The organism is Desulfovibrio piger (genome assembly GCF_900116045.1).
GTDB classification, from domain to species: Bacteria; Desulfobacterota; Desulfovibrionia; order Desulfovibrionales; family Desulfovibrionaceae; genus Desulfovibrio; species Desulfovibrio piger_A.
Genome location: NZ_LT630450.1, coordinates 608,393 through 631,148 on the forward strand (window position 1 = coordinate 608,393; position 22,756 = coordinate 631,148).

At 62.0% G+C, this 22,756-nt stretch carries 15 protein-coding genes; 14 read left to right on the forward strand and 1 reads right to left on the reverse strand.

Going from position 1 to position 22,756, the window contains the following annotated elements; translation table 11 throughout:
• Positions 1-70: 70 nt before the first annotated feature.
• The 14 genes from radA (at position 71) to pgm (ending at position 21,112) form a co-directional block, all read left to right on the forward strand.
• Complete coding sequence (radA, locus tag DESPIGER_RS03020) at positions 71-1,408, forward strand: DNA repair protein RadA (RefSeq protein ID WP_072337507.1); 1,338 nt, start codon at positions 71-73, stop codon at positions 1,406-1,408.
• Positions 1,409-1,415: 7 nt separating this feature from the next.
• Positions 1,416-2,051, forward strand: coding sequence for a class IV adenylate cyclase (locus DESPIGER_RS03025; protein ID WP_072332905.1), 636 nt, complete (start codon positions 1,416-1,418; stop codon positions 2,049-2,051).
• A complete protein-coding gene (gene clpS, locus DESPIGER_RS03030) occupies positions 2,041-2,361 on the forward strand; it encodes an ATP-dependent Clp protease adapter ClpS (RefSeq protein ID WP_072332908.1) in 321 nt (106 codons plus the stop codon). The genes DESPIGER_RS03025 and clpS overlap by 11 nt, the downstream gene beginning before the upstream one ends.
• Before the next feature lie 7 nt (positions 2,362-2,368).
• Positions 2,369-4,675 (forward strand): ATP-dependent Clp protease ATP-binding subunit ClpA, encoded by a 2,307-nt coding sequence (gene clpA, locus DESPIGER_RS03035; protein WP_072332910.1) that lies wholly within the window; start codon positions 2,369-2,371, stop codon positions 4,673-4,675.
• The gene (aat, locus tag DESPIGER_RS03040; RefSeq protein WP_072332912.1) at positions 4,668-5,411 is read left to right on the forward strand and encodes a leucyl/phenylalanyl-tRNA--protein transferase; all 744 of its coding nucleotides are present in this window, start codon (positions 4,668-4,670) and stop codon (positions 5,409-5,411) included. Before clpA ends, aat begins: the two co-directional genes overlap by 8 nt.
• Complete coding sequence (uvrB, locus tag DESPIGER_RS03045; protein WP_072332915.1) at positions 5,411-7,432, forward strand: excinuclease ABC subunit UvrB; 2,022 nt, start codon at positions 5,411-5,413, stop codon at positions 7,430-7,432. Before aat ends, uvrB begins: the two co-directional genes overlap by 1 nt.
• Before the next feature lie 119 nt (positions 7,433-7,551).
• Complete coding sequence (ligA, locus tag DESPIGER_RS03050; protein ID WP_418741598.1) at positions 7,552-9,603, forward strand: NAD-dependent DNA ligase LigA; 2,052 nt, start codon at positions 7,552-7,554, stop codon at positions 9,601-9,603.
• 27 nt (positions 9,604-9,630) lie between these two features.
• Entirely contained in the window at positions 9,631-10,413 is a 783-nt protein-coding gene (gene dapB, locus DESPIGER_RS03055; protein ID WP_072332918.1) for a 4-hydroxy-tetrahydrodipicolinate reductase, read from the forward strand.
• An 87-nt stretch (positions 10,414-10,500) separates the two neighbouring features.
• Complete coding sequence (locus tag DESPIGER_RS03060; protein WP_072332921.1) at positions 10,501-10,923, forward strand: hypothetical protein; 423 nt, start codon at positions 10,501-10,503, stop codon at positions 10,921-10,923.
• Positions 10,924-11,083: 160 nt separating this feature from the next.
• A complete protein-coding gene (locus DESPIGER_RS03065) occupies positions 11,084-12,313 on the forward strand; it encodes an exonuclease SbcCD subunit D C-terminal domain-containing protein (protein WP_072332924.1) in 1,230 nt (409 codons plus the stop codon).
• An 8-nt stretch (positions 12,314-12,321) separates the two neighbouring features.
• On the forward strand, positions 12,322-16,014 hold the full coding sequence (locus tag DESPIGER_RS03070; protein ID WP_072332927.1) for an AAA family ATPase: 3,693 nt from the start codon (positions 12,322-12,324) through the stop codon (positions 16,012-16,014).
• Positions 16,015-16,449: 435 nt separating this feature from the next.
• Entirely contained in the window at positions 16,450-17,913 is a 1,464-nt protein-coding gene (locus DESPIGER_RS03075; RefSeq protein ID WP_072332930.1) for a 30S ribosomal protein S1, read from the forward strand.
• Positions 17,914-17,927: 14 nt separating this feature from the next.
• Positions 17,928-19,370: a DegQ family serine endoprotease gene (locus DESPIGER_RS03080; protein ID WP_072332934.1), complete on the forward strand. Its 1,443-nt coding sequence runs from the start codon at positions 17,928-17,930 to the stop codon at positions 19,368-19,370.
• 101 nt (positions 19,371-19,471) lie between these two features.
• A complete protein-coding gene (gene pgm, locus DESPIGER_RS03085) occupies positions 19,472-21,112 on the forward strand; it encodes a phosphoglucomutase (alpha-D-glucose-1,6-bisphosphate-dependent) (RefSeq protein WP_072332937.1) in 1,641 nt (546 codons plus the stop codon).
• A gap of 194 nt (positions 21,113-21,306) precedes the next feature.
• Here the strand turns inward: pgm and DESPIGER_RS03090 are convergent, their stop codons facing one another.
• Positions 21,307-22,038: a pseudouridine synthase gene (locus tag DESPIGER_RS03090; protein ID WP_072337511.1), complete on the reverse strand. Its 732-nt coding sequence runs from the start codon at positions 22,036-22,038 to the stop codon at positions 21,307-21,309.
• Positions 22,039-22,756: the final 718 nt, after the last annotated feature.

The window sequence follows — 22,756 nt, forward strand, 5'->3', positions numbered from 1 at the left end:
TCATCCCCACGAAAGGCCAACCTATGCCGCCATGCTTGCATGGGCTGCACTTTTTTTTTATTTTTTAGCCATGGCTAAAACGAGAGAAGTCTTTATCTGTTCTGCCTGCGGGGCACAGACCCTGCAGTGGCGCGGCCAGTGCCCCGGCTGTCATGAGTGGAACACCCTGCAGGCCGCGGCCCAGCCCAAAGCCCTGTCCCGCAGCAGCGCCAGGGGATCCGTACCGGCAGGCAGCCGTCCCGTGCCGCTGCAGGACGTGACCGAGACAGGGCATCATCCCTATCCCAGCGGCATCGCCTCGCTGGACAGGGTGCTGGGCAAGGGCCTGGTACCGGGGGCGGCCATCCTCATCGGCGGTGAACCGGGCATCGGCAAATCTACGCTCCTGTTGCAGGTGGCGGGGCTGGTCGCTGCCCAGGGGGGCCGGGTGCTTTACGCCAGCGGCGAAGAATCCCTGCCGCAGATCAAGGCCCGGGGACAACGGCTCGGCATGCTGCACGACAACCTGCTGGCCATGTCCACCTCCAGCGTTGACGAGGTCATCGCCGCTGTGGAGCTGGCCCCGCCGCGTTTGCTGGTGGTGGACTCGGTGCAGACCATGAGCAGCGTCGATGCCGAGGGCCTGCCCGGCAATGTCAACCAGGTGCGTGCCGTGAGCATGGCCCTGCTGGAAGCCTGCCGCCGTCTGGGCGTCACGCTGGTGCTGGTGGGCCATGTGACCAAGGACGGTGTCCTGGCCGGGCCCAGGCTGCTGGAGCATATGGTGGACACCGTCATCTCCCTTGAAGGCGACCGCCGCCAGATGTTCCGCCTGCTGCGTGTCTTCAAGAACCGCTTTGGCCCCAATGAGGAACTGCTGGTCTTCCGCATGGGGGGCCGGGGCATGGAAGTGGTGGACGACCCGTCCACGTTTTTTCTGGGCGACCGCGACGCCTCCCTGTCCGGCACGGCGGTGGTCATGGCCGTGGACGGCCAGCGCCCGCTGGCGGTGGAAGTACAGGCCCTGGTGGCCCGGACTTTCCTCAGCATCCCCCGGCGCGCGGCCCTCGGCTTTGATGCCAACCGTCTGCACTTGCTGCTGGCCGTGCTGGAAAAGCGCCTCAAGCTCAATTTCGGGCAGGTGGACATCTACGCCAAGGTCGGCGGCGGCATGAAACTGCAGGAACCCGGGCTTGACCTGGCCCTGGTGGCGGCGGTGCTGTCATCCTATTATGACGTTCCGCTGCCGGAAAAATGCGTCCTCTGGGGCGAGGTGGACCTCAACGGCCAGGTGCGGCCCGTGGCCGCCCATGACCTCCGCCTGGCCCAGGCACGCCGTCTGGGCTTCGACCCCGTGATCCATCCCGGCAAGGGCGGTATCGCGACCATCGCGGCCCTGCAGCAGAAACTTTTCCATCGCAAACAGTGAGCATAGCATGGCTCTTGAAATAGAACGCAAATATCTCGAGGTCGATTTCGACAGCTTGCGCCAGCGCCTGCGCCAGTGCGGCGCGCAGGGAGGGGAGGTCCATCTGGAACGGAACCGTATCTATGACCTGCCTGACGGATCCCTGCGTGCCGGACATCATTTGCTGCGCCTGCGCACGCAGGAATGGCCGGATCATGTACAAAACGTGCTGACGCTCAAGCTGCCGCCCGCCTCCGTGCCGGATGCGGCCTTCAAGGTGCGCGAAGAACGGGAAACGCCCGTCACCGATGCCGCACAGATGCACGGCATTCTGGAAGGCCTGGGCTATGTGGTCCGTGCCTGCTACGAAAAGATCCGGGAGACCTGGACGCTGGAGCACACCACTGTCGACATGGATATCGTCCCCTTCGCCCGTGTGGTGGAACTGGAAGGACCCGAGGAGGAGATCCTGCGCCTGGAAGGCCCGCTGGGTCTTGACGATGTGCCTGTGAGTACTCAAAGTTATCATTATCTGCATCAGCAATGGCGACAGCAGAACGGTCTGCCGCCCGACCTGTCGTTTGTCTTCGAGCCCGAAGAACTGGCCCGCCGGCGCCGGGATCTGGGCCTGCCTACCGTGGAGGAGAGCCCTCATGGCCGATGAAACCTGGAACGAGCCGGGAACGGATACTGCCACCATCGTCACGAAAAAGATCAAGGAGCCGGACCGTTATGTGGTCCTGCTCCACAATGACGACTACACGAGCATGGATTTCGTTGTCGGCGTCTTGTGCGATATTTTTCACAAGACGCCGGAAGAAGCTACGGCCATCATGCTGGCCGTTCATCAGCAGGGTATCGGCCAGTGCGGTGTCTACACGCAGGAGATAGCGGAAACAAAGGTGGCGCTCGTCAGGCAACGGGCCCGGGCGGCGGGGTTTCCCTTGCGCTGCACCATGGAAAAATATCGTTGAGGATCATATGCTCAGTGCTGCTGTCCAGGAAGTTTTGAAGGTTGCCGTCCAGGAAGTGCAACGCCGCCGGCATGAATTGCTGACGGTGGAGCACATCCTGTTCTCATTGACGACCGTGGCCCCCGGCCGTCTGCTGCTGGAAGGCAGCGGGGCCAGTGTGGCGGTGTTGCGCGAACAGCTGGAAGGCTTTTTCCGTAACGAGATGCAGGTGCTGCCGGATCAGGGAGAACACGAGGTCCATCAGACGGCCGGCGTGCAGCGGGTGCTCGAACGGGCCCTGGGGCATATCCACGCTTCGGGACGGAGCCAGGTGGAGCTGGGCGACCTGTTCGTGGCCATCCTGGATGAAGAGGACAGCTATGCCCACTACTTCCTGACGCGTCAGGGAGTGGATCGCCTGGATGCGCTGACCTTCATCTCGCACGGCATGCCGGAAGGGGGCGGATCCCGGGGGGTGGCCCCCGATGCGGCCAAAGGGAAGGAAGAGGGCGAAGCCGGGGAGAATGTTCTGGAAAAGTACGCCACCGAGCTCACCGCCCGTGCCCGTGAGGGCAGGATCGACCCCCTGGTGGGACGTCAGGAAGAACTGGACAGGGCCATCGAGGTCCTGTGCCGTCGCCGCAAGAACAATCCCCTGTTCGTGGGCGATCCCGGTGTGGGCAAAACCGCACTGGCCGAAGGCCTGGCCCTGCGCATCGCCCAGGGGCAGGTCCCCAAAAAGTTCAAGGACGTCAAGATCTACGCCCTCGATATGGGTCTGATCCTGGCCGGCACCCGCTACCGCGGTGAATTCGAGAGCCGTCTCAAGGCCATCGTGGAAGAGCTCAGGGCCATCCCGGATGCGGTGGTCTTCATCGACGAGATCCACACCATCGTGGGCGCCGGGGCCACTTCCGGCGGTTCCATGGACGCTTCCAACCTGCTCAAGCCGGTGCTGGCCAGCGGGGAATTGCGTTGCATCGGCTCCACCACCCATGAGGAGTTCCGCAACCATCTGGAAAAAGACCGGGCCCTGACGCGGCGCTTCCAGCGCATCGACGTGGGGGAACCCGATGCCGAGGACTGCCTTGCCATCCTCAACGGCCTGCAGGCCCATTACGCGGGGCACCACCGCGTGCGCTACAGCGAGACCGTGCTGCGCAGCATCGTGGACCTTTCCAACCGCTATGTCCGTGACCGCCTGCAGCCGGACAAGGCCATCGACGTGATGGACGAAGTGGGGGCCGCCGTTGACCTGCGCCGCAAGGATGACAAGCGGACGGCCGCCGTCACGGTGGCGGACGTGGAACGCGTCGTGGCCCGCATGGCCGGTGTGCCCGTGAGGACGGTCTCCGGGCAGGAGCGGAACCGCCTGGCCAATCTGGAAAAGAACCTCAAGCAGATCGTCTTCGGGCAGGAAGAAGCCGTGGAGCAGACCGTGCGCGCCATCCTGCGCTCGCGCGCGGGCCTGGGGCAGCGCCAGCGGCCCACGGGCACCTTCCTCTTCTATGGTCCCACCGGTGTGGGCAAGACGGAGCTGGCCCGCGGGCTGGCCCAAATCATGGGAGTGGAGTTCCTGCGTTACGACATGAGCGAATATATGGAGCCGCATACGGTCTCGCGGCTCATCGGTTCGCCGCCGGGCTATGTGGGCTTCGACCAGGGCGGTCTGCTGACCGAGGCCGTGCGCAAGGCCCCATATTCCGTGGTCCTGCTGGACGAGATAGAAAAGGCCCACCCCGACATCTTCAACATCCTGCTGCAGGTCATGGACTACGGCACCCTGACGGACAATTCCGGCCGCAAGACGGACTTTTCCCATACGGTGCTCATCATGACGTCCAATGCCGGGACGTTCGAGATGTCCAGGGCCAGCATAGGCTTTGGCAAGGCCGCGCCCGAAGATGCGGCCCGCAAGGCCCTGGGAGCCGTGGAACGGTTGTTCACTCCTGAATTCCGCAACCGTCTCGATGCCATGATCCCGTTCCGGGCCCTCACGCCCGCCATGATGCAGCGCATCGTGGACAAGTTCCTGCGCGAGATCGGGAACAGCCTCGCGGAGCAGCAGGTCACGCTGGCCTCCACGCCCCGTGCCCGTGCCTGGCTGGCGGAAAAGGGCTATGATCCCGCCATGGGCGCGCGTCCGCTGCGGCGTCTGCTGCGCAGCCGGGTGGAGGACGCCCTGGCCGGCGAGCTGCTCTTTGGCCGGCTGCGCCACGGCGGTCTCGTCCGCCTAGGTGTCAAGGACAATGAACTCGTGCTCCAGTTCCCTGACGCGGCCCCTGCCCAGGGCGCGGAAGCGAAGGAGGGAGATGACGGCCGCAACGATGCGTAAGCAGATAGCTCTGTATGCGGCGCAGTTTCCCACGCCGGGATGCTGCACCGCAGAAGGGATATTGTGTGCCGGTGGCGACCTGCTGCCGGCACGTCTGCTGGCGGCCTACAGCCGGGGCATCTTTCCCTGGTACGGTGAGGATACGCCCCTGCTGTGGTGGTGCCCCGATCCCCGCTGCGTGCTGCCGCTGGAGGACTTTCATCTTCCGCGCCGCAGTGCCCGGGCCTTGCGCAATCGCCCGTTCGAACTGCGGATGGATACGGCCTTTTCCCGCGTCATCCGGGCCTGCGCGGCGCCCCGTCGCGACAGTGAGGGGACATGGATACTGCCCGAGATGATAGCGGCCTATGAGCGCCTGCATGCCCTGGGCTATGCCCATTCCGTGGAGGCCTGGCGGGATGGAGAGCTGCTGGGCGGCCTGTACGGTGTGGCCTTGGGGCGGGCCTTTTTCGGGGAATCCATGTTCCATCGCTGTCCCGAGGCCTCGCGGGCGGCCCTTGCGGGCCTGGTGGCCTTCCTGCGCGGGCGGGATTTCCTCCTGCTGGACTGCCAGCAGGCCACGCCCCACATGCTGGCCATGGGCGCGCGGGACATCCCCCGCAGGGAATTCCTGGCGCTCCTGCGGCAGGCGGTGCCTGTCCCTGATCCTGAACCTGTCTCCCAGCTGCCGTGGCTGCCGTGGCGGATGTCTTTCCGCTATGATGCTGCCCTTGGCTGGATTCCCGATGAACGATGATGAACCAGTCCCCTTTCAAGCTCCATAGCGCCTATGCCCCCACAGGTGACCAGCCGGAGGCCATCGATTCCCTGGTGGCCAATCTGGAAGCCGGTGTGCCGGAACAGATACTGCTGGGCGTGACCGGCTCCGGCAAGACCTTCACCATGGCCAATGTCATTGCCCGTTGCGGCCGTCCGGCGCTGGTGCTGGCCCCCAACAAGACGCTGGCCGCCCAGCTCTACAACGAGTTCCGCGAATTTTTCCCGCAGAACGCTGTGGAGTATTTCGTCAGTTATTACGACTACTACCAGCCGGAAGCCTATGTGCCCGCCTCGGACACCTACATCGAGAAAGATTCGTCCATCAACGACAATATCGACAAATTGCGCCATGCCGCGACCCATGCCCTGCTCACCCGGCGCGATGTGATCATCGTGGCTTCGGTCTCCTGCATCTACGGCCTGGGCTCGCCCGAATTCTATGCCCGCATGATCATCCCGGTGGAAGTGGGGCAGCATATGTCCATGGATGCCCTCATCACCCGTCTGGTGGAAGTCCAGTACGAACGCAACGACTATGACTTCCATCGCGGCACGTTTCGTGTGCGCGGGGACGTGCTGGAGATCATCCCCGCCTACCATCACGAGCGGGCCCTGCGTATCGAGTTTTTCGGTGATGACATCGACTCCATGCGCGAGGTGGATCCGCTGACCGGGGACGTACTGGCGGAAGTGGGCAAGACCGTCATCTATCCGGCCAGCCACTTCGTCTCCGCCCAGGACAACCTCAAGCGGACCACGGCCGACATCCGGCAGGAATTGCTGGAACGCCTGACGGCCTTCAAGGCGAGCGGGCGCTTGGTGGAGGCGCAGCGTCTGGAGCAGCGGACCCAGCTGGATCTGGAGATGATCGAGGAGCTGGGCTACTGCAACGGCATCGAGAACTATTCCCGTCATCTGGACGGCCGCAAGGCCGGGGAGCCGCCTTCCTGCCTGCTCAACTATTTCCCCGAGGACTTCATCCTGTTCGTGGACGAGTCCCACATCACCGTGCCGCAGGTGGGCGGCATGTTCAAGGGCGACCGCTCGCGCAAGCAGACCCTTGTGGACTACGGCTTCCGCCTGCCCTCGGCCCTGGACAACCGGCCCCTGCAGTTCGACGAGTTCCGTTCCCTGCTGCATCAGGTGGTCTACGTTTCGGCCACACCGGGCAAATACGAGATGGATCAGTCCCAGGGCATCATTTCCGAGCAGATCATCCGGCCCACGGGCCTGGTGGACCCGGAAGTGGAGGTGCGTCCCACCAAGGGACAGATGGAAGACCTGCTGGGCGAATGCCGGGAGCGCATCCGGCGCGGGGAACGGGTGCTGGTGACCACCCTTACCAAGCGCATGGCTGAAGACCTGACCGAGTATTGCTGCACTATGGGCGTCAATGCCCGCTACCTGCATTCGGATATCGACACCCTGGAGCGTTTGCAGATCATCAGGGCCCTGCGGCAAGGGGAGTTCGACGTGCTGGTGGGCATCAACCTGCTGCGCGAAGGCCTGGACATCCCCGAGGTCTCGCTGGTCTGCATCCTTGATGCCGACAAGGAAGGTTTCCTGCGCTCCACGGGCTCGCTCATCCAGACCTTTGGCCGTGCGGCGCGCAATGTCCACGGACACGTCATCCTGTATGCCGATACGGTCACGGCCTCCATGCGCGCGGCCATGGACGAGACCGAACGGCGCCGGGCCAAGCAGACCGCCTATAACACGGAGCACGGCATCACGCCGCGGAGCACCCGGAAAAGCCTTGAATCTCCGCTGGATGCCCTGTATGTGGATACCGGTCCTTCATCGCGGGGCAAGGGCAGGGGACGTGCGTCCCGACAGGACGATGCCGTGCCCCTGACTGCCGAAGATACCGCGGCGCTGGTCCAGCGTCTGGAAAAAGAGATGCGCGAGGCGGCCCGTGAACTGGAGTTCGAACGTGCCGCCGCCCTGCGGGACCGTATCCGGGCCCTGCGTGAACGCCTTATTGCCCTGCCGGAGTGATCATGAGTCCAGAACAGCTTTCCCTTTTCGGTGCACCTGCCGCCAAAGACCGGGCCGGGAGCAAGGCAACAGGGCAGGCCCCTGTGCCGCCCGCCGCATCCGCGGCGCCTGTGGATCCCCTGAGCCTGCCCGAACCGTCCAGGGATATGCCCCGGGAGCGGATGGCATGGCTTGTGACCATCCTGGAGCACCATAACTATCTGTATCATACGCTGGACAAGCCGATCATCAGCGACGATCAGTACGATGCCCTGTTCCGGGAGTTGAAGGCCCTGGAGGAAGAGCATCCGCAATGGCGCAGCCCCCATTCGCCCACGCTGCGCGTAGGGGGCGGACTGCTGGGCGGGCTGCCCAAGCAGCGCCATCGCCAGCGCATGTACGGTCTGGACAATGTTTTTTCCGCCGAGGAATGGCAGGAATTCGTGGCCCGAATGCAGCGCGCCCTGCCTGAGGTGCCGCTGGCCTTTTGGTGTGACCCCAAGCTGGATGGCCTTGCCCTGGAAATCATCTATGAAAACGGCATCCTGCAACAGGCGCTGACCCGCGGGGACGGGGAGGAGGGCGAAGTGGTCACCGAAGCCGTGCGCACCATCCGTACGGTCCCCCTGCGCCTGCGCGGGGCCGGTCCCTTCCCGGAACGGCTGGAAGTGCGCGGCGAGGTGGTCATCTACAAAAAGGATTTTGCCGCCATCAACGAGCATCGGGAATCCCTGGGCCAGAAGCTGCTGGCCAATCCGCGCAATGCCGCTGCCGGGGCCCTGCGCCAGCTGGATGTTGCCAATACCCAGCAGATGCCCCTGCGTTTTTTGGCCTACAGCCTGGGCGAGGCCCGCTGGGGGCGGGCGCTCCCCTGCCATTTCCAGCATGAGCTGGCGACCCGTCTGCGCGACTACGGTTTTTTGACGCCGCCCGACGGCAGGCTCTGCGCCGATCCGGCAGCTGTGGAAGCCTATGTGGAAAGCGTGCGCCAGGGCAGGGCGGATTTCCCCATGGAGATCGACGGCGCCGTGGCCAAGCAGGATGATCTGGAAGCGCAGGAGGCCCTGGGCTTCACGGCCCGCGCGCCACGCTTCGCCATCGCTTTCAAGTTCCCGGCCATGCAGGTGCATACCCGTCTGACCGGTATCGAGATCCAGGTGGGGCGTACCGGCGTCCTGACCCCTGTGGCCCGGCTGGAGCCGGTGGCGGTAGGTGGGGTCATGGTCACCCGTGCCACCCTGCACAACGAGGACGAGATCCTGGCCAAGGACGTGCGGGTAGGAGATACGGTCATCGTGCAGCGGGCAGGCGATGTCATCCCCGAAGTAGTGGGCCCGGTGCTGGAGGAACGTCCCGCGGGGGCAAGGCCGTTCGAATTCCCGCATATCTGCCCTGTCTGCGGCGAGCCCGCCCACCGTGAGCCCGGTGAAGCGGCCTGGCGCTGCGGCAATATCTCCTGCCCGGCGGTACGCTTGCGCTCCATCTGCCATTTCGTGTCCAAGGCCGGCCTGGACGTGCAGGGCGTGGGACAGAAATGGATGGAGCAGCTGGTCAGCAGCGGCCATGTCACCAGCCCGGAACAGCTGTTCCGGCTCACAGTGCAGGATCTGCTGCCCTTTGACCGCATGGGGGACGTGCTGGCCCAAAAGATAGTGGACGCTTTCGATGACGCCCGCCATAACGCCACGCTGGCCCGGCTCATCAGCGCCCTGGGCATCCGTCATGTGGGCGAGCAGACCGCCCGCATGCTGGCGGCGCATTTTCACGACATGGATGCCCTGGCGGCCGCCGATACCCAGCGCCTGCTGGAGCTGCCGGATGTGGGGCCCGAAGTGGCCAGCTCCATCCGCAGCTTTTTCGAAAGCCCGGCCAACCAGCATATGCTGGCCGGATTACGCGAGGCAGGCCTGTGGCCCGTGGCTGCGCCAGAACCTGCCGCGGCCGGTGGGGAGGGCCCCCTGCAGGGGAAGAAAATCCTCTTCACCGGTACGCTTTCCATGCCCCGGGGCAAGGCCAAACAGCTGGCCGAAGCGGCCGGTGCCGTGGTGCTGGGCAGCGTGAGCAAAAAACTGGATATCCTTGTGGTGGGCGAAGATCCGGGCAGCAAACTGGAAAAAGCCCAAAGCCTGGGGATCGCCGTCCTGGACGAAGCGGCCTTTCTGGGCCTGCTCGCTGACAGGACGGACGCATAACTTTCAACAGAACAGGATGGAGAAGCAATGAGCACGCCGATCATCGTCATGGGTGCCAATGGCCGCATGGGCCGGACCATCTGCACGCTGGTGCAGGAAGACCCCGCCTTCACGCTTGCGGGCGTGGTGGAACGCAGCGAGTTCGCCGCCGGTCTGGACGCGCTGCCGTGCCCGGTGAGCCAGAATGTGGAAGAACTGCTGCAAGGCCTGGACGGCAAAGCTGTCGTCGTGGATTTCACCGCTCCCGAGGTCAGCCTGGCCACGGCCCGCAGTGTGGCTAGGTTCGGTGCGGCCCATGTGATCGGCACCACCGGCTTCACCAATGAGCAAAAGCAGGAGCTGGCCAGGCTGGCCGAAAGCTGCCGCATGTTCTGGGCGCCCAATATGAGCATCGGCGTCAACGTGCTGCTCAAGGTCCTGCCCGAACTGACCCGAGCCCTTGGCGACAAGTACGATATCGAGATGGTTGAGCTGCACCATAACCGCAAAAAGGACTCTCCCAGTGGGACTGCCCTGCGCCTGGGCGAATGCCTGGCCGAAGCCCGCGGCTGGGATCTGGACGACGTCCGCTGTTCCGCCCGAGACGGCATCATCGGCGAGCGTCCCAAGGCACAGATCGGCATCCAGGCCATTCGCGGCGGAGATGTGGTCGGTGTGCACACGATCTATTTCATGGGCCCCGGCGAGCGCATCGAAGTGACCCATCAGGCCCACTCGCGCGAGACCTTTGCCCAGGGGGCCCTGCGGGCCGCTGCCTGGCTGTGCGGGCAGCAGCCGGGACGCCTGTACGGAATGCAAGACATTTTCTAGAAAATATCTTGAATTTTGGCGGGCCCTGCGGTAGGCTTCTGAAAAATCTCGCAGGAACAGGGCGTCGCAGACGCTTACGGGGGCCCCATGCCACAGGTAGCAGCACGCATCAATGACGAACAGGAACGCTGGCTCAAGGATTATTTTCGCACCAAGAGCGCCGGCGCGGAATTCATCCTGCCCTGGGCTGTGGATACCTTTTTCCGTGCCATGGCCAACATCAAACAGATGTTCACCGCTGCCGAGCTGAAGACCATCGTGGAAGCGCACAAGGATACGCGCCTGCTGCCTGACCACACGCGCCTGTCCTACCTTCTGCTGCGGGTCAGCGATGCGTGCGAGCTCAACAATCTGCATGCCCGGCATGGCGCCAGCCGCTCCAGCCTGGAAAGCAAGCTCAAAAGTCTGGACGATACCCAGGCAACGGCCCTGATGGTCTGGGCATCGGCTTTCTGGGTGAGCCGGAACTGCTCTGCCGGCAGTCTGGATGAATACATCAACGCCTATTAAAGAAGGACGCCCTGCGCAAGCAGGGCGTTTCTGCATTTTTTTCTGCACTTTCCGGCCTTCACAGGCCTTTTTTTCGGTCTTATAACTGGGAAAGTCAGGCCGCACATGGCGGCCATTCTTTTCTGCACTGCCGTACCCGGCATCAAACCGGCCTTTTATTATGCGCGTACTTCATACATCGGACTGGCATCTGGGCCGCCCGCTTTTCGGCCAGAAACGCTACGAGGAATTTTCGGCTTTCCTGGACTGGCTTGCCCGCACATTGCAGGAAAAAGAGGTGGATGTCCTGGTCGTCCCGGGGGATATCTTCGATAGCGGCACGCCCAGCAACAGGGCCCAGCGCCTGTACTATGACTTTTTGCGGCAGGTCTATCTCTCACCCTGCCGTCATGTGGTCATCACTGCCGGCAATCACGATTCGCCGTCCATGCTGGGGGCTTCACGCGAGATATTGCAGGTCCTGGATATCCATGTGGTGGGCAACCTGCCCGAAGATCCCGCGGATGAGGTCAAGGTCCTGCGGGATGCCCAGGGCAAGGTCGCGCTCATCGTCTGTGCCGTTCCCTTCCTGCGTGATGCCGACATGCGCCTGGTGGAGGAAGGGGAGAGCAGCGGCGACAAGGAAAGCAAGATGCAGGAAGCCATCCGCCGGCATTACGCGCAGGTCCTGGAAGAGGCGGCGGCGCTGCGGGACCGTCTGGCGCCTGATGTCCCCCTGCTTTGTATGGGGCATCTGTTCACTGCCGGCGGGCAGACCGTTGACGGCGATGGCGTGCGTGATCTTTATGTGGGCTCGCTGGCGCATGTCCCGGCGTCCATCTTCCCGCCGTGCATCGATTATCTGGCCCTGGGGCACCTGCATGTGCCCCAGCGGGTGGGAGGCATGGAGCATATGCGCTACAGCGGCTCGCCCCTGCCTATGGGCTTTGGCGAAGCCTCGCAGCCCAAAAGCGTCTGCCTGGTCGATTTCAGCGGGCGCTCGGCCCGTGTGGAACTGCTGCCTGTGCCGGAATTCCAGAAGCTGGAGCGGGTGAGCGGTTCCATGAGTGAGATACTCAGCCGTCTGGCAGCGCTCCGGGACAGCGACAGTTCCGCCTGGCTGGAAGTGGTCTATACCGGTGATGACCTTGAGGGCAGCCTGCGCCGGCAGGTGGAGACGGCTGTGGCCGGGAGCGGGCTGCGCGTCCTGAAGATCCGTAATGCGCGCCTGCCGGACAGCCAGCCGAGGCTGGACGATACGGGCAGGAACCTTGAAGAGCTGGGCGAGACAGAAGTTTTTTCGCGCTGCCTTGCAGCCCGGAAGATCGAAGGGGCCCAGGCCGACCTGCTCATGCGCCTGTACGGAGAGATCCTCACCGCCATGCACGAAACAGACAGCAATGCCGAATAGGGGCCGCCATGCGCATCCAGAACATACGTTTCCAGAATCTCAATTCCCTGACCGGCATCTGGGAGATCGACCTGACCCGGCCAGACTTCGTCTCCGCCGGGATCTTTGCCATCACAGGCCCCACGGGGGCCGGCAAGACGACCATCCTGGACGCCATCTGCCTGGCCCTGTACGGCCGGACGCCGCGGCTCAAGACCCTGAGCGACAGCGAGAACGAGATCATGTCCCGTCAGACCGGCGAGTGTATGGCGGAGGTGGTCTTCCAGATCGCCTCCGGGCGCCGTTACCGCTGCCACTGGAGCCAGCGCCGGGCCCGGAAATCCCCGGAAGGCAGGCTCCAGGCGGCCCGGCACGAGATAGCGGACGCGGACAGCGGCCAGATCATCTGTGCCCAGAAAAGGGATATGGCCAGGGTGGTCACCGAGATAACCGGGCTGGATTTTGACCGCTTCACCCGCTCCATGATGCTGGCCCAGGGAGGTTTCTCGGCCTTTCTGGATGCTTCGGCCGATAGCCGGGCCCCCATACTTGAGAGCATCACCGGCACGGAGAAGTACAGCCGCATCTCCATGCTGGTACATGAACGGCACCGGCAGGAAAAACTCCTGCTGGAGGACATGCGCAAGGAGCTGGCCGGCAAGCCCCTGCTGGCCGCGGACGAGGAGCAGGCCTTGCGGCAGCAGCTGTCCCGGCTGGAAGAGCAGGGCCGGCTGCTCAAGACACAGGCGCAGCAGATGCAGCAGGCCGTGCAGTGGCTGCGGGGGCTTGATACGGCCCGGAGCCAGCTGGCCCGGATAGAAGCGGAGGAGGAAAAACTTTCCCTCAGGGAGCAGGCGTTCCGCCCGCAGGCTCTGCGGCTGGAACAGGCACAGCGGGCTGCCCGCCTGGAAGGCAGTTATGCTGCTTTGCTGCAATTGCGTCATCAGCAAAGCCTGCTGACGGAACAGCGGCAGAACCATGCCACGGAGCTGCCCCGCTTGCAGGAGAAATTGCAGGAAGCCCGGCATAAACAGGAAGCGTGTGCCCGTCAGCTCGAAGAGGCCAAAGCGGAGCAGGCACGCCAGACGCCGTTGCTGCATCAGGTACGGGCCCTCGACATCCAGCTGGAAAGCTCGGAAAAGGAGGTGCGTCGTGTCCTGCTGGATGTTCGCCAGCAGGAACAGGCCCTTGCCTCGTTACAGGCCCGCCGCGACAGTCGGCGGCAGGCGCTCGATGATATCCTCCGGCAGCAGGCCGCCGTGAAAAGCTGGCTGGACAGCCATGCGGCAGACGCCGGGCTGATGGAGCAGTTGAGCGGCATCAAGGCCGGTATCCAGCGGGTGCACGATCTTGAGCAGAAGCAGCGGCAACGGGACATGGCCCTGCGACAGGCCAGCCAGCAGCTGGAGAAGGACAACGCACGGCTGGCTGAACGTCTCCGGCGTCAGGAAGTCGCCGCCACCGAACTCTCTCAGCTGGAAAGCAGACGCCGGAACTTGCTGGCGGAAAAAGAAAAACTTCTGGAGGGACGTTCCCTGCTCCAGTGGCAGGAAGAATATAGCGACATCCAGAAAAAGATCCTGCTGTTACAGGCCATTGAAAAATCTCTGAATGATGTTTTTCTTTACCATACCGAGTTACAGCGCTGGCGGCAGCAATTGCAGCAGTGGCAGGAACAGCATCAGCAAAACAAAACACTTCTGGAACAGCAGCAGGCTTTGCGGGATGCGCTGGAAGTCTCGCTGGCAAGTCTGGAGCGGGAACGCATGCTGGCCCTGCGCATCGCCAGCCTGGAGCAGCATCGGGCTGCGCTCGAGGAAGGACATGCCTGTCCCCTGTGCGGCTCACTGGAGCATCCTTACCTGCTGCAGGGGCTGCCGACTTCCGACAGCTGGCAGCAGATAGAAGATGTCCGTCAGCGCTTCACGGTGACGGATCAGCAGTGTGCCGCCTTGAGGGAGCGATTGACAGGTCTGGAACAAAGCCTGCTCGTCGGCATGGAGAATGCCCGGTCGCTTCAAGACAAGCTGCAGAAATCCCAGGAATATCTGGCACAACTGGCAGAGAAGGCCGGGCTGCCTTCCCTGCTGCGGGAATCCCTGGAAAGTGCCACGAACTTCGTGCGGGAACAGCAGAAAAGGTTGGCCGAACTTCTGCGGGAGCTCTATCAGCGGATATCCACGGCAGACAAGCTTGAAAAGACCTGCCAGATGCTGGATGACAATCTCCCCCGCCTGCAGGAACAAAAGGCGATGCTGGATCAGGCCGTCGAGCAGCTCAGGCATGAGCTGGACATGGCCACTGCCGAGCAGCAGCGGGTACGTCAGGAAGTGGAGCAACTGCGACAGGAAGGACAGCAGGGGAGACAGGCCCTCGACACGATGCTGGCTGCCTATGATCTCGGCACCGCCGATGCTGAACTTTTGTCCATAGTGTCTGCCTTGAAGACCCGCCGTGCGGAATGGGAACGTCAGACGGCGGCCCTTTCACACCTGGCCGCTTCCCGGCAGGAACTTGAGCTGGCGGCAGGGCAGCATGATCAGGAAGTGAGATCGCAGCAGGCACACCTGGAGGCGCAGCAGCGGGAAGCCCGGGAACGGGAAGAGCAATGGAAAAAGCTGCACGAACAGCGTCTGGCCCTGTTTGCCAAAAAAGATGTCCAGGAAGTCGAGGCCGGGCTGGCCCGGGCAGTGACACAAGGTGAGCAGCGACTTGCCGACCAGACCGCCGTGGCCGGCAGGATGTCGGATGTGGTCACCATGACAGAATCCGCCATCAGAGAAAAAGATGCCTTGCTGGCCGGTATCGCCGGCCAGACAGAGCACGCCGGGCAGGCCTTCGCGCAAGGCCTGCAGCAGGAAGCCTTTGCCGACGAACGGAGTTTTTTGCAAGCCTGCCTGCCTGCGGACGAAAGGGGAGAACTGGAGCGGCTTTCACAGGAACTGCACGAAGCCCGCATGGAGCTGTCGGGGCGGAGCAGAGCGGCCAGGGAGCATCTGGCCACCGAGACTGCCAGGGCCCTGACGACAAAGAACCAGGAAGAACTGGAACAGGCACTGGCTGCGCTGGATCAGCAGCAGGCAGCACAGCAACAGGAACAGGGAGCATGCCTGCAACGGCTGGCGGACAATGAGCGTTTGCATCAGGAACAGCGCGTACTGGTAGAGCGCATGGAACAGCAGGAACGCGTGTTCGAGCAATGGTCCGCGTTGCAGGAACTGATAGGGTCCGCTGACGGGAAAAAATTCCGTAACATCGTCCAGCAGATGAACCTTGAGTTGATGGTCGCCCATGCCAATGGGCAGCTGGTCAAAATGACTGACCGCTATATGCTGGAGGTGGGCAGCGGGCCGTTGGAGCTCAATATCCGTGATAACTACCAGGCCGGAGAGCTGCGCAGCACAAAAAACCTCTCTGGAGGCGAAAGCTTTCTTGTCAGCCTGGCCCTGGCCCTGGGGCTCTCCCAGATGGCCAGCCGTACTACCAGGATCGATTCCCTCTTCCTTGATGAAGGTTTCGGTACGCTGGATGAAGATGCGCTGGACACAGCGCTGAGTACCTTGGCCAGCCTGCAGCAGCGGGGGAAACTGATCGGTATCATCTCCCACGTACAGAGTTTGAAGGAACGAGTGCCAACTCAGATAGAGGTGCTTCCCATCGGTGGCGGCAGGAGCCGCATCCTTGGTCCCGGGTGCCGCCATAAAAGCGAATGCGACAATTGATAATTGCTTTTATTTAGATCACTAAAAAAGCAAAATTCCCCAGAAAGGCTCAAAATCAATTCTGAGCCTTTCTGGGGAATTTATGATTATTGGGACGGAAAAATTTTTTTGAGGGCTTAAAATCAAAATATGGGCCATACTTTTTCACGCATTATTCCTAAAAAACGGCTGACATCTGCGCCTGCAAGATGAAAAACGGCGGCTATCGGTAAAAATCCTTCCTGGAGAGCAATTTTTTAAAGTAATACATTAATTTTTAAGGAGCCTCCCCCTCCCTTGCCCATCCGGGATCAGCGTCCAAAAATTGGCCACCTGTTCAAAAATTAGTCAGGCCCGCGTCGGGATTGCTGCCAGCATCTTTGTTGTTTTCTGGCGGTGAATGCGCTATACAAGGGGACTTCACAGGAAATTATTTGTTTAAGGAGCAAATATACCATGACTGACGAAAAGAATCTGTCCACCTTCGAAGAAGGCAGCGAAGACTTCGCCGCCATGTTCGCGGCCCAGGAAGCCGGCACTGTGCGCCTGCAGCCTGGCCAGAAAGTGACGGGCACCATCATCACCATCACCGGCGACTCTGTCTTTGTGGATGTGGGCATCAAGCTGGATGGCATCATGGACCGCAAGGACATCCTCGATGCCGACGGCAACGAAAGCGTTGCCCCTGGTGACAGCATCGAAGTCTATGTCGTGGGTACCTCCGCTGGTGAGATCCGTCTGTCCCGCTCCATGAGTGGCGCCGGCATGGCTGCCCTGGAAGACGCCCGCGACGCCGGTGTGCCCGTGGACGGCCGCGTGACCGGTACCTGCAAGGGCGGCTACACTGTCAGTGTGATGGGCAAGAACGCCTTCTGTCCCGGCAGCCAGATGGACAGCGTGAGCGTGACCGACGCCGAAGCCCTGGTGGGCCGTACCATGCAGTTCCTCATCATCCGTGTGGAAAACCGCGGCCGCAACATCGTGGTCTCCCGACGTGCCCTGCTGGATCGTGAGCGTCAGGAAAATCTGGAAAAGGTCCTGGCCTCCCTCAATGTGGGCGATACCGTGGAAGGCCGCATCACCCGTCTGGCCTCCTTTGGTGCCTTCATGGAACTGGCCCCCGGCGTGGAAGGCATGATCCACCTCTCCGAACTGTCCTGGTCCCGCGTGAACAGCGCTGACGAAGCGGTGGCCGTGGGCGATGTGGTGCGCGCCAAGCTTCTGTCCGTCAGCAAGGACGACAAGGGCCGTACCCGTATTTCCCTGTCCCGCAAGAAGGCTGAAGGTGATCCCTGGCTTCAGGTCGCCGACCGTCTGACCGCCGGCAGCGTGGTGGAAGGAAAGGTCGTGCGTATCGCTCCCTTCGGTGCTTTCGTGGAACTGCTGCCTGGCGTGGAAGGGCTGGTGCACCTTTCCGAAATGTCCTGGACCAAGCGCGTGAACAAGGCCGAGGACGTGGTGAGCGTGGGCGACGTGATCTCCGTCAAGATCAAGGATATCAACGTGGAAAGCCGCCGCATCTCCCTGAGCCTGCGTGACGCCGAAGGCGACCCCTGGCAGGATGCCGACCAGCGCTTCGCTGCCGGTACCGTGGTGACGGGTACGGTGGAAAGCCGCAGCCAGTTCGGCCTGTTTGTGAGCCTGGCCCCCGGCATCACCGGCCTGCTGCCCGCCGGCGTGATCAAAAATGCCAAGAACAGCGGTGAATTCTCCAAGCTGGACAAGGGTGACAGCGTGACCCTGGTCGTGCAGTCCGTGGATACGGCTGCCCGTCGCATCAGCCTGGCTCCCGAAGGTATGGAAGAGGCTTCCGCCGCTGAAGACAAGTCCTGGAAACAGCACACCAGTTCCGCTCCCAAGGATGCCGGCATGAGCATCATGGCACAGGCTTTGCAGAAGGCTCTGCAAAACAAACGCTAAGGAGTGTGCCCTGTATGAGGATTAAACACTTTCTCCCTGCCGTGCTGGCTCTGGTCCTGTTCACGGCAGCGCAATTCGCCCAGGCGGCCAGTCTTCCCGAGTTCAGTGAGCTGGCTGCCAAATGCGGCCCGGCTGTCGTCAACATCAGTGCGGAGCGTACCTCTCCGGCTGCGGCCGGCCCTGAGGAATTCTTCGGCGAGATGTTCCGCGGCATGCCGCCGGGAGCGGACCGCTTCTTTGAATTTTTCGGCGGCCCCAATGCGCGCGGAAAGCGTCCTCCGCAAAAACAGATGTCGCGTGGTTCCGGTTTCATCATCTCGCCTGACGGTTATATCGTGACCAACTACCATGTGGTGGCCGATGGTGACAGCATCCAGGTGACCCTGGACGAAAGCAACGGCAAAACTGCCCCGCTGACGGCCACGGTCGTGGGGACGGACGAAGATACGGACCTTGCCCTGCTCAAGGTCGATGCCAAAAAGGACCTGCCCTTCCTCAAGTTCGGCGATTCCGATGCCCTGCTGGTGGGGGAATGGCTGCTGGCCATCGGCAATCCTTTCGCTCTGGACCATACGGTCACGGCCGGTATCCTTTCGGCCAAGAACCGCAACATCCATGCCGGTCCGTTTGACAACTTCCTGCAGACGGACGCCTCCATCAATCCCGGCAACAGCGGTGGTCCGCTGCTGAACATGAAGGGCGAGGTCATCGGCATCAATACGGCCATCATCGCCAGCGGGCAGGGGATCGGCTTTGCCATCCCCAGCAACATGGCGGCCGGTATCGTGGAACAGATCAAGAGCGGCAAAAAGGTCAGCCGCGGCTGGATCGGCGTGACCATCCAGGATGTGGATGAAAACACGGCCAAGGCTCTCGGCATGGAACATCCCGCCGGTGCCCTGGTGGCCAGCGTCCTGGACGGTGAGCCGGCGGCCAAGGCCGGCATCGAAGCCGGTGACGTCATCACCAAGGTCAACGGCAAGGGCGTGGAAGATGCCTCCGCCCTGTTGCGGGCCATCGCGGCCCACAAACCTGGTACGGCAGTGACCCTGGCCGTGTGGCGCAACGGCAAAGCTGTTGAGCTGAACGTGACCCTGGGGGATCGTCAGGCAGGCGTCAACGGCGGCAAGCCTTCCGAGGCCGGCCAGAAGCAGCAGAACCAGGGCCAGCTTGGCCTGACCGTGCGTCCCCTCAAGGATGAGGAGCGCCGCGAGCTGAAGCTGGACGGCAAGGGCGGCCTGCTGGTTCTGGATGTGGATTCCAGCAAGCCTGCTGCCGAAGCCGGTGTCCGGCCCGGTGACGTCATCATCAAGGCCAACCGTCAGACGGTATCTTCTCCCGAAGACCTGTCAAAGATAGTGACGGGCGAGGGCAGCAAGCGGGGTGCCGTCATGCTGCAGATCAACCGCCGGGGCGAGAATATCTTCCGCGCGGTTCCTGTAACCGGTGGCAAATAGTCCAAACATATGATCACGGGGGGCCTGCAAGGCCCCCTTTCTTTTTTACTGGCTTGCGGGTCGGCAGGGGAAACGGTAGAAAAGGGGCAGGAGGATACATCATGGCAGTACATCCCCATGCCGGCAAGCTGCCGGCGCCCGAGACACTGGAAAATATTCCCGCGCTCGTCAGTGCCTACTACACGGAATCCCCCGATCCACACCAGGCTGCGCAACGTGTGTCCTTTGGTACATCCGGGCACCGTGGCTCCTCGCTGAAACAGACCTTCAACGAACGCCACATCCATGCCATCACCCAGGCCGTCTGCGATTACCGCAAACAGCACGGCATCACCGGCCCTCTGTTCATGGGCGGGGATACGCACGCCCTGTCGGAACCGGCCTTTCGCAGCGCTCTTGAAGTCCTGACAGCCAATGATGTCCAGGTGCGCATCTCCCACGACGGCTCCGCCACGGCGACCCCCGCGGTCTCCCATGCCATCCTGTGCTGGAACAGCGAATACGGCAGCCAGGCCCTGGCTGATGGTATCATCATCACGCCCTCCCATAATCCCCCGGCTGACGGTGGTTTCAAATATAATCCGCCGCATGGCGGACCCGCCGAAACGGCGGTGACCGCCTGGATCGAAAACCGGGCCAACGGCTATCTCGACCATCTCAATTGTGACGTCCACCGCCTGCCATACAGCAGTGCCCGACGTTCTTCTCTGGTGCACGGTTATGATTTTACGGCCCGCTATGTGGAAGATCTGCCGCGCATCCTGGATATGGACAGCATCGCTGCTTCCGGCATCGCCCTGGGGGTCGATCCTCTGGGGGGTGCCAGCCTCTCGCTGTGGGAACCCATAGCCGAGCGCTACAAGCTGCGCCTGACCGTGGTCAACAAGGTCATTGATCCCACGTTCCGTTTTGTCCCCTGTGACAAGGACGGCAAGATCAGGATGGACTGTTCCTCTCCCTATGTCATGAGCGGCCTGCTTGGGATGCGCGACCGCTTCGATCTGGCTTTTGCCTGTGACCCGGACTCGGACCGCCACGGCATCGTGGCCAAAAGCGGTCTGATGAATCCCAATCACTATCTGGCCTCCGTGGCCTGGCATCTTTTCCGCAGCCGCTTCCAGTGGCGGGCCGATGCCGGTATCGGCAAGACCCTGGTGACCAGCGCCATGCTGGACAGGGTAGGCCGGGAGCTGGGACGCAAGGTCATCGAAGTCCCGGTCGGCTTCAAATGGTTCGTGCCCTATCTGACGGACGGCAGTTGCGGTATGGGCTGTGAGGAAAGTGCGGGGGCTTCCTTCCTCTGCTTCGACGGCAGCCCCTGGAGTACGGACAAGGACGGACCCTTGCTCTGCCTGCTGGCAGCGGAAATGGCCGCCCGGGAAGAGCGGGGGCCGGACGAGATCTATCACAGTCTGACGGAACAGTTTGGCGCGCCTCTGTATCAGCGCCAGGATGCCCCGGCTGATGACCACGTGCGTGCCTGCCTTAAAGCCCTGAAGGCGGAGGATATCCAGATGCAGACAGTGGCGGGATCCCCGGTTACCGGAATCCTGACGACGGCACCGGGGAATGGGGCCGCCATCGGCGGTGTCAAGGTCTGTAGCCAGGATGGCTGGTTTGCCATCCGGCCTTCCGGGACCGAAGCTATCTGCAAGGTCTATGCAGAAAGTTTTCTTGGTGAGCAGCACTTGCATGCCCTGCAAGAGGAGGCCCAGGCCTTGTTGCAGCGTCTGCTGGCGTGAGCCGGCAATCAGCCAGCCCTCGTAACGTATAAAAAGGACGCCAGCAGGCGTCCTTTTTATGTGATCTCATGCTGTGACGACTCGTATGGCATCTGCCGTCCGGCCCTTCCGGCAGACAATTTGCCCGGTTCAGCTCTCCCCCGTTTTGAGGCTTCCTCACGCATGGCTAGCGGCGCCAGCGCTACCCAAATCCTTTACCGCCGGATCTCCGCAGCCTGGAGCAGGGCAGCGACTTCTGTCCCGGACAGAAAGCGACAGCTCCCTGGAGGAAGATCACCAAGGCCAAGGGGGCCAAGCCGGATACGCTTCAGTCGCAGGATGGTCAGGCCGAGATCCCGGCACATCCGGCGGATCTGACGGTTGACCCCCTGGTGCAGTACCATCCGCAACCGGGTGTGGCCATTGGCCTGCATCCGGCTTTCCACTTCGACCGGACGCAATGCCTCTCCCTCTGCCAAGGTCATGCCACGGCGCATGGTCGCCAGGGCTGCTGCCGGAACCGTACCGCGAACAAGGACATCATAGGTCTTGGGCTGATGATGGCGGGGGTGCATCAGACGCTGCGCCAGCTCGCCATCATTGGTCAGCAGCAGCAATCCCTCTGAAAAATAATCAAGCCTTCCAATGGGATAAACCCTGTTCCGCCGCATTTCTGCCGTCAGGCAATCCAAAACCGTGGGACGCCCCTGCGGATCGTGCGCTGTACACATGACCTGTATCGGCTTGTGCAGCATGATATAGGAAAAAGAGGTGGGCAAGGCCGCAAGCCGTCGGCCCTCGACCAGGACGACATCGTCAGGAAGGATGCGCCTGGCGGGAGCGTGCTCCACCATCCCGTTGACCTGGACAGCACCGGCAAAAATGAGCTCATCGGCCTTGCGACGGGAGCAATAGCCGGACGCCGCGATGAATTTGTTGAGCCGGATCCCGTCCTGCGGATCTTCCTCCAGCCCAGATGGAGCAGAACTTTCCCGTGGAGCAGGGGAGGAATGACCGTTTTCAGGCGATCTGGATGCAGGCATACCTGGATGGCGCCGGGAGCGTCCACCATGGCTATGGAAAGAAGAGGATTTGGCGTGCATGCTTTAGAGGTGTGGCAAAAAAGCAGCCATGTCAAGCGCGCTGCACGGAATGCCTCGGATGGCAGAAGATCAGCACAAAAATTTTTTCGTGCATGCGGTGAGCGGTGAAAGGCAAATTTATTTCAAGTGTGACTTGAGGAAAATGCGCGCCGAAAAAATACCAGCCCCATCCAGGGAGAGGAGTGCGATTTTTGTGCTCACATGAATAAAAGTTTACATAATTATCATTATGGGACAATTTAAAAATCCAATAAATAACCATAGTTAAGATATTTTTCAGATAGACGGCCTGCTAAAACCCATATCTTGTGCCGCTGCTTTCCAATCCTCAACCAGTACCTGAATAAACTGCCTTTCCCATGGCTGATTGCCATACGCCGGCAGGCAGCCGGCTGTGCGCCGGCACGGCAAATCTGGGTTGTACGGCGTCATACCTTTGGCAAAAACATGGGGCGCATCTGACGCCCGGGACCTCTGCCATCCACAGCCATCAGCCCGTATGGGCTGACCCCCCTTTTCCACGGCGGAAGCCCCTCCCGGCAAGGTGCTGTTTCCCCGGACG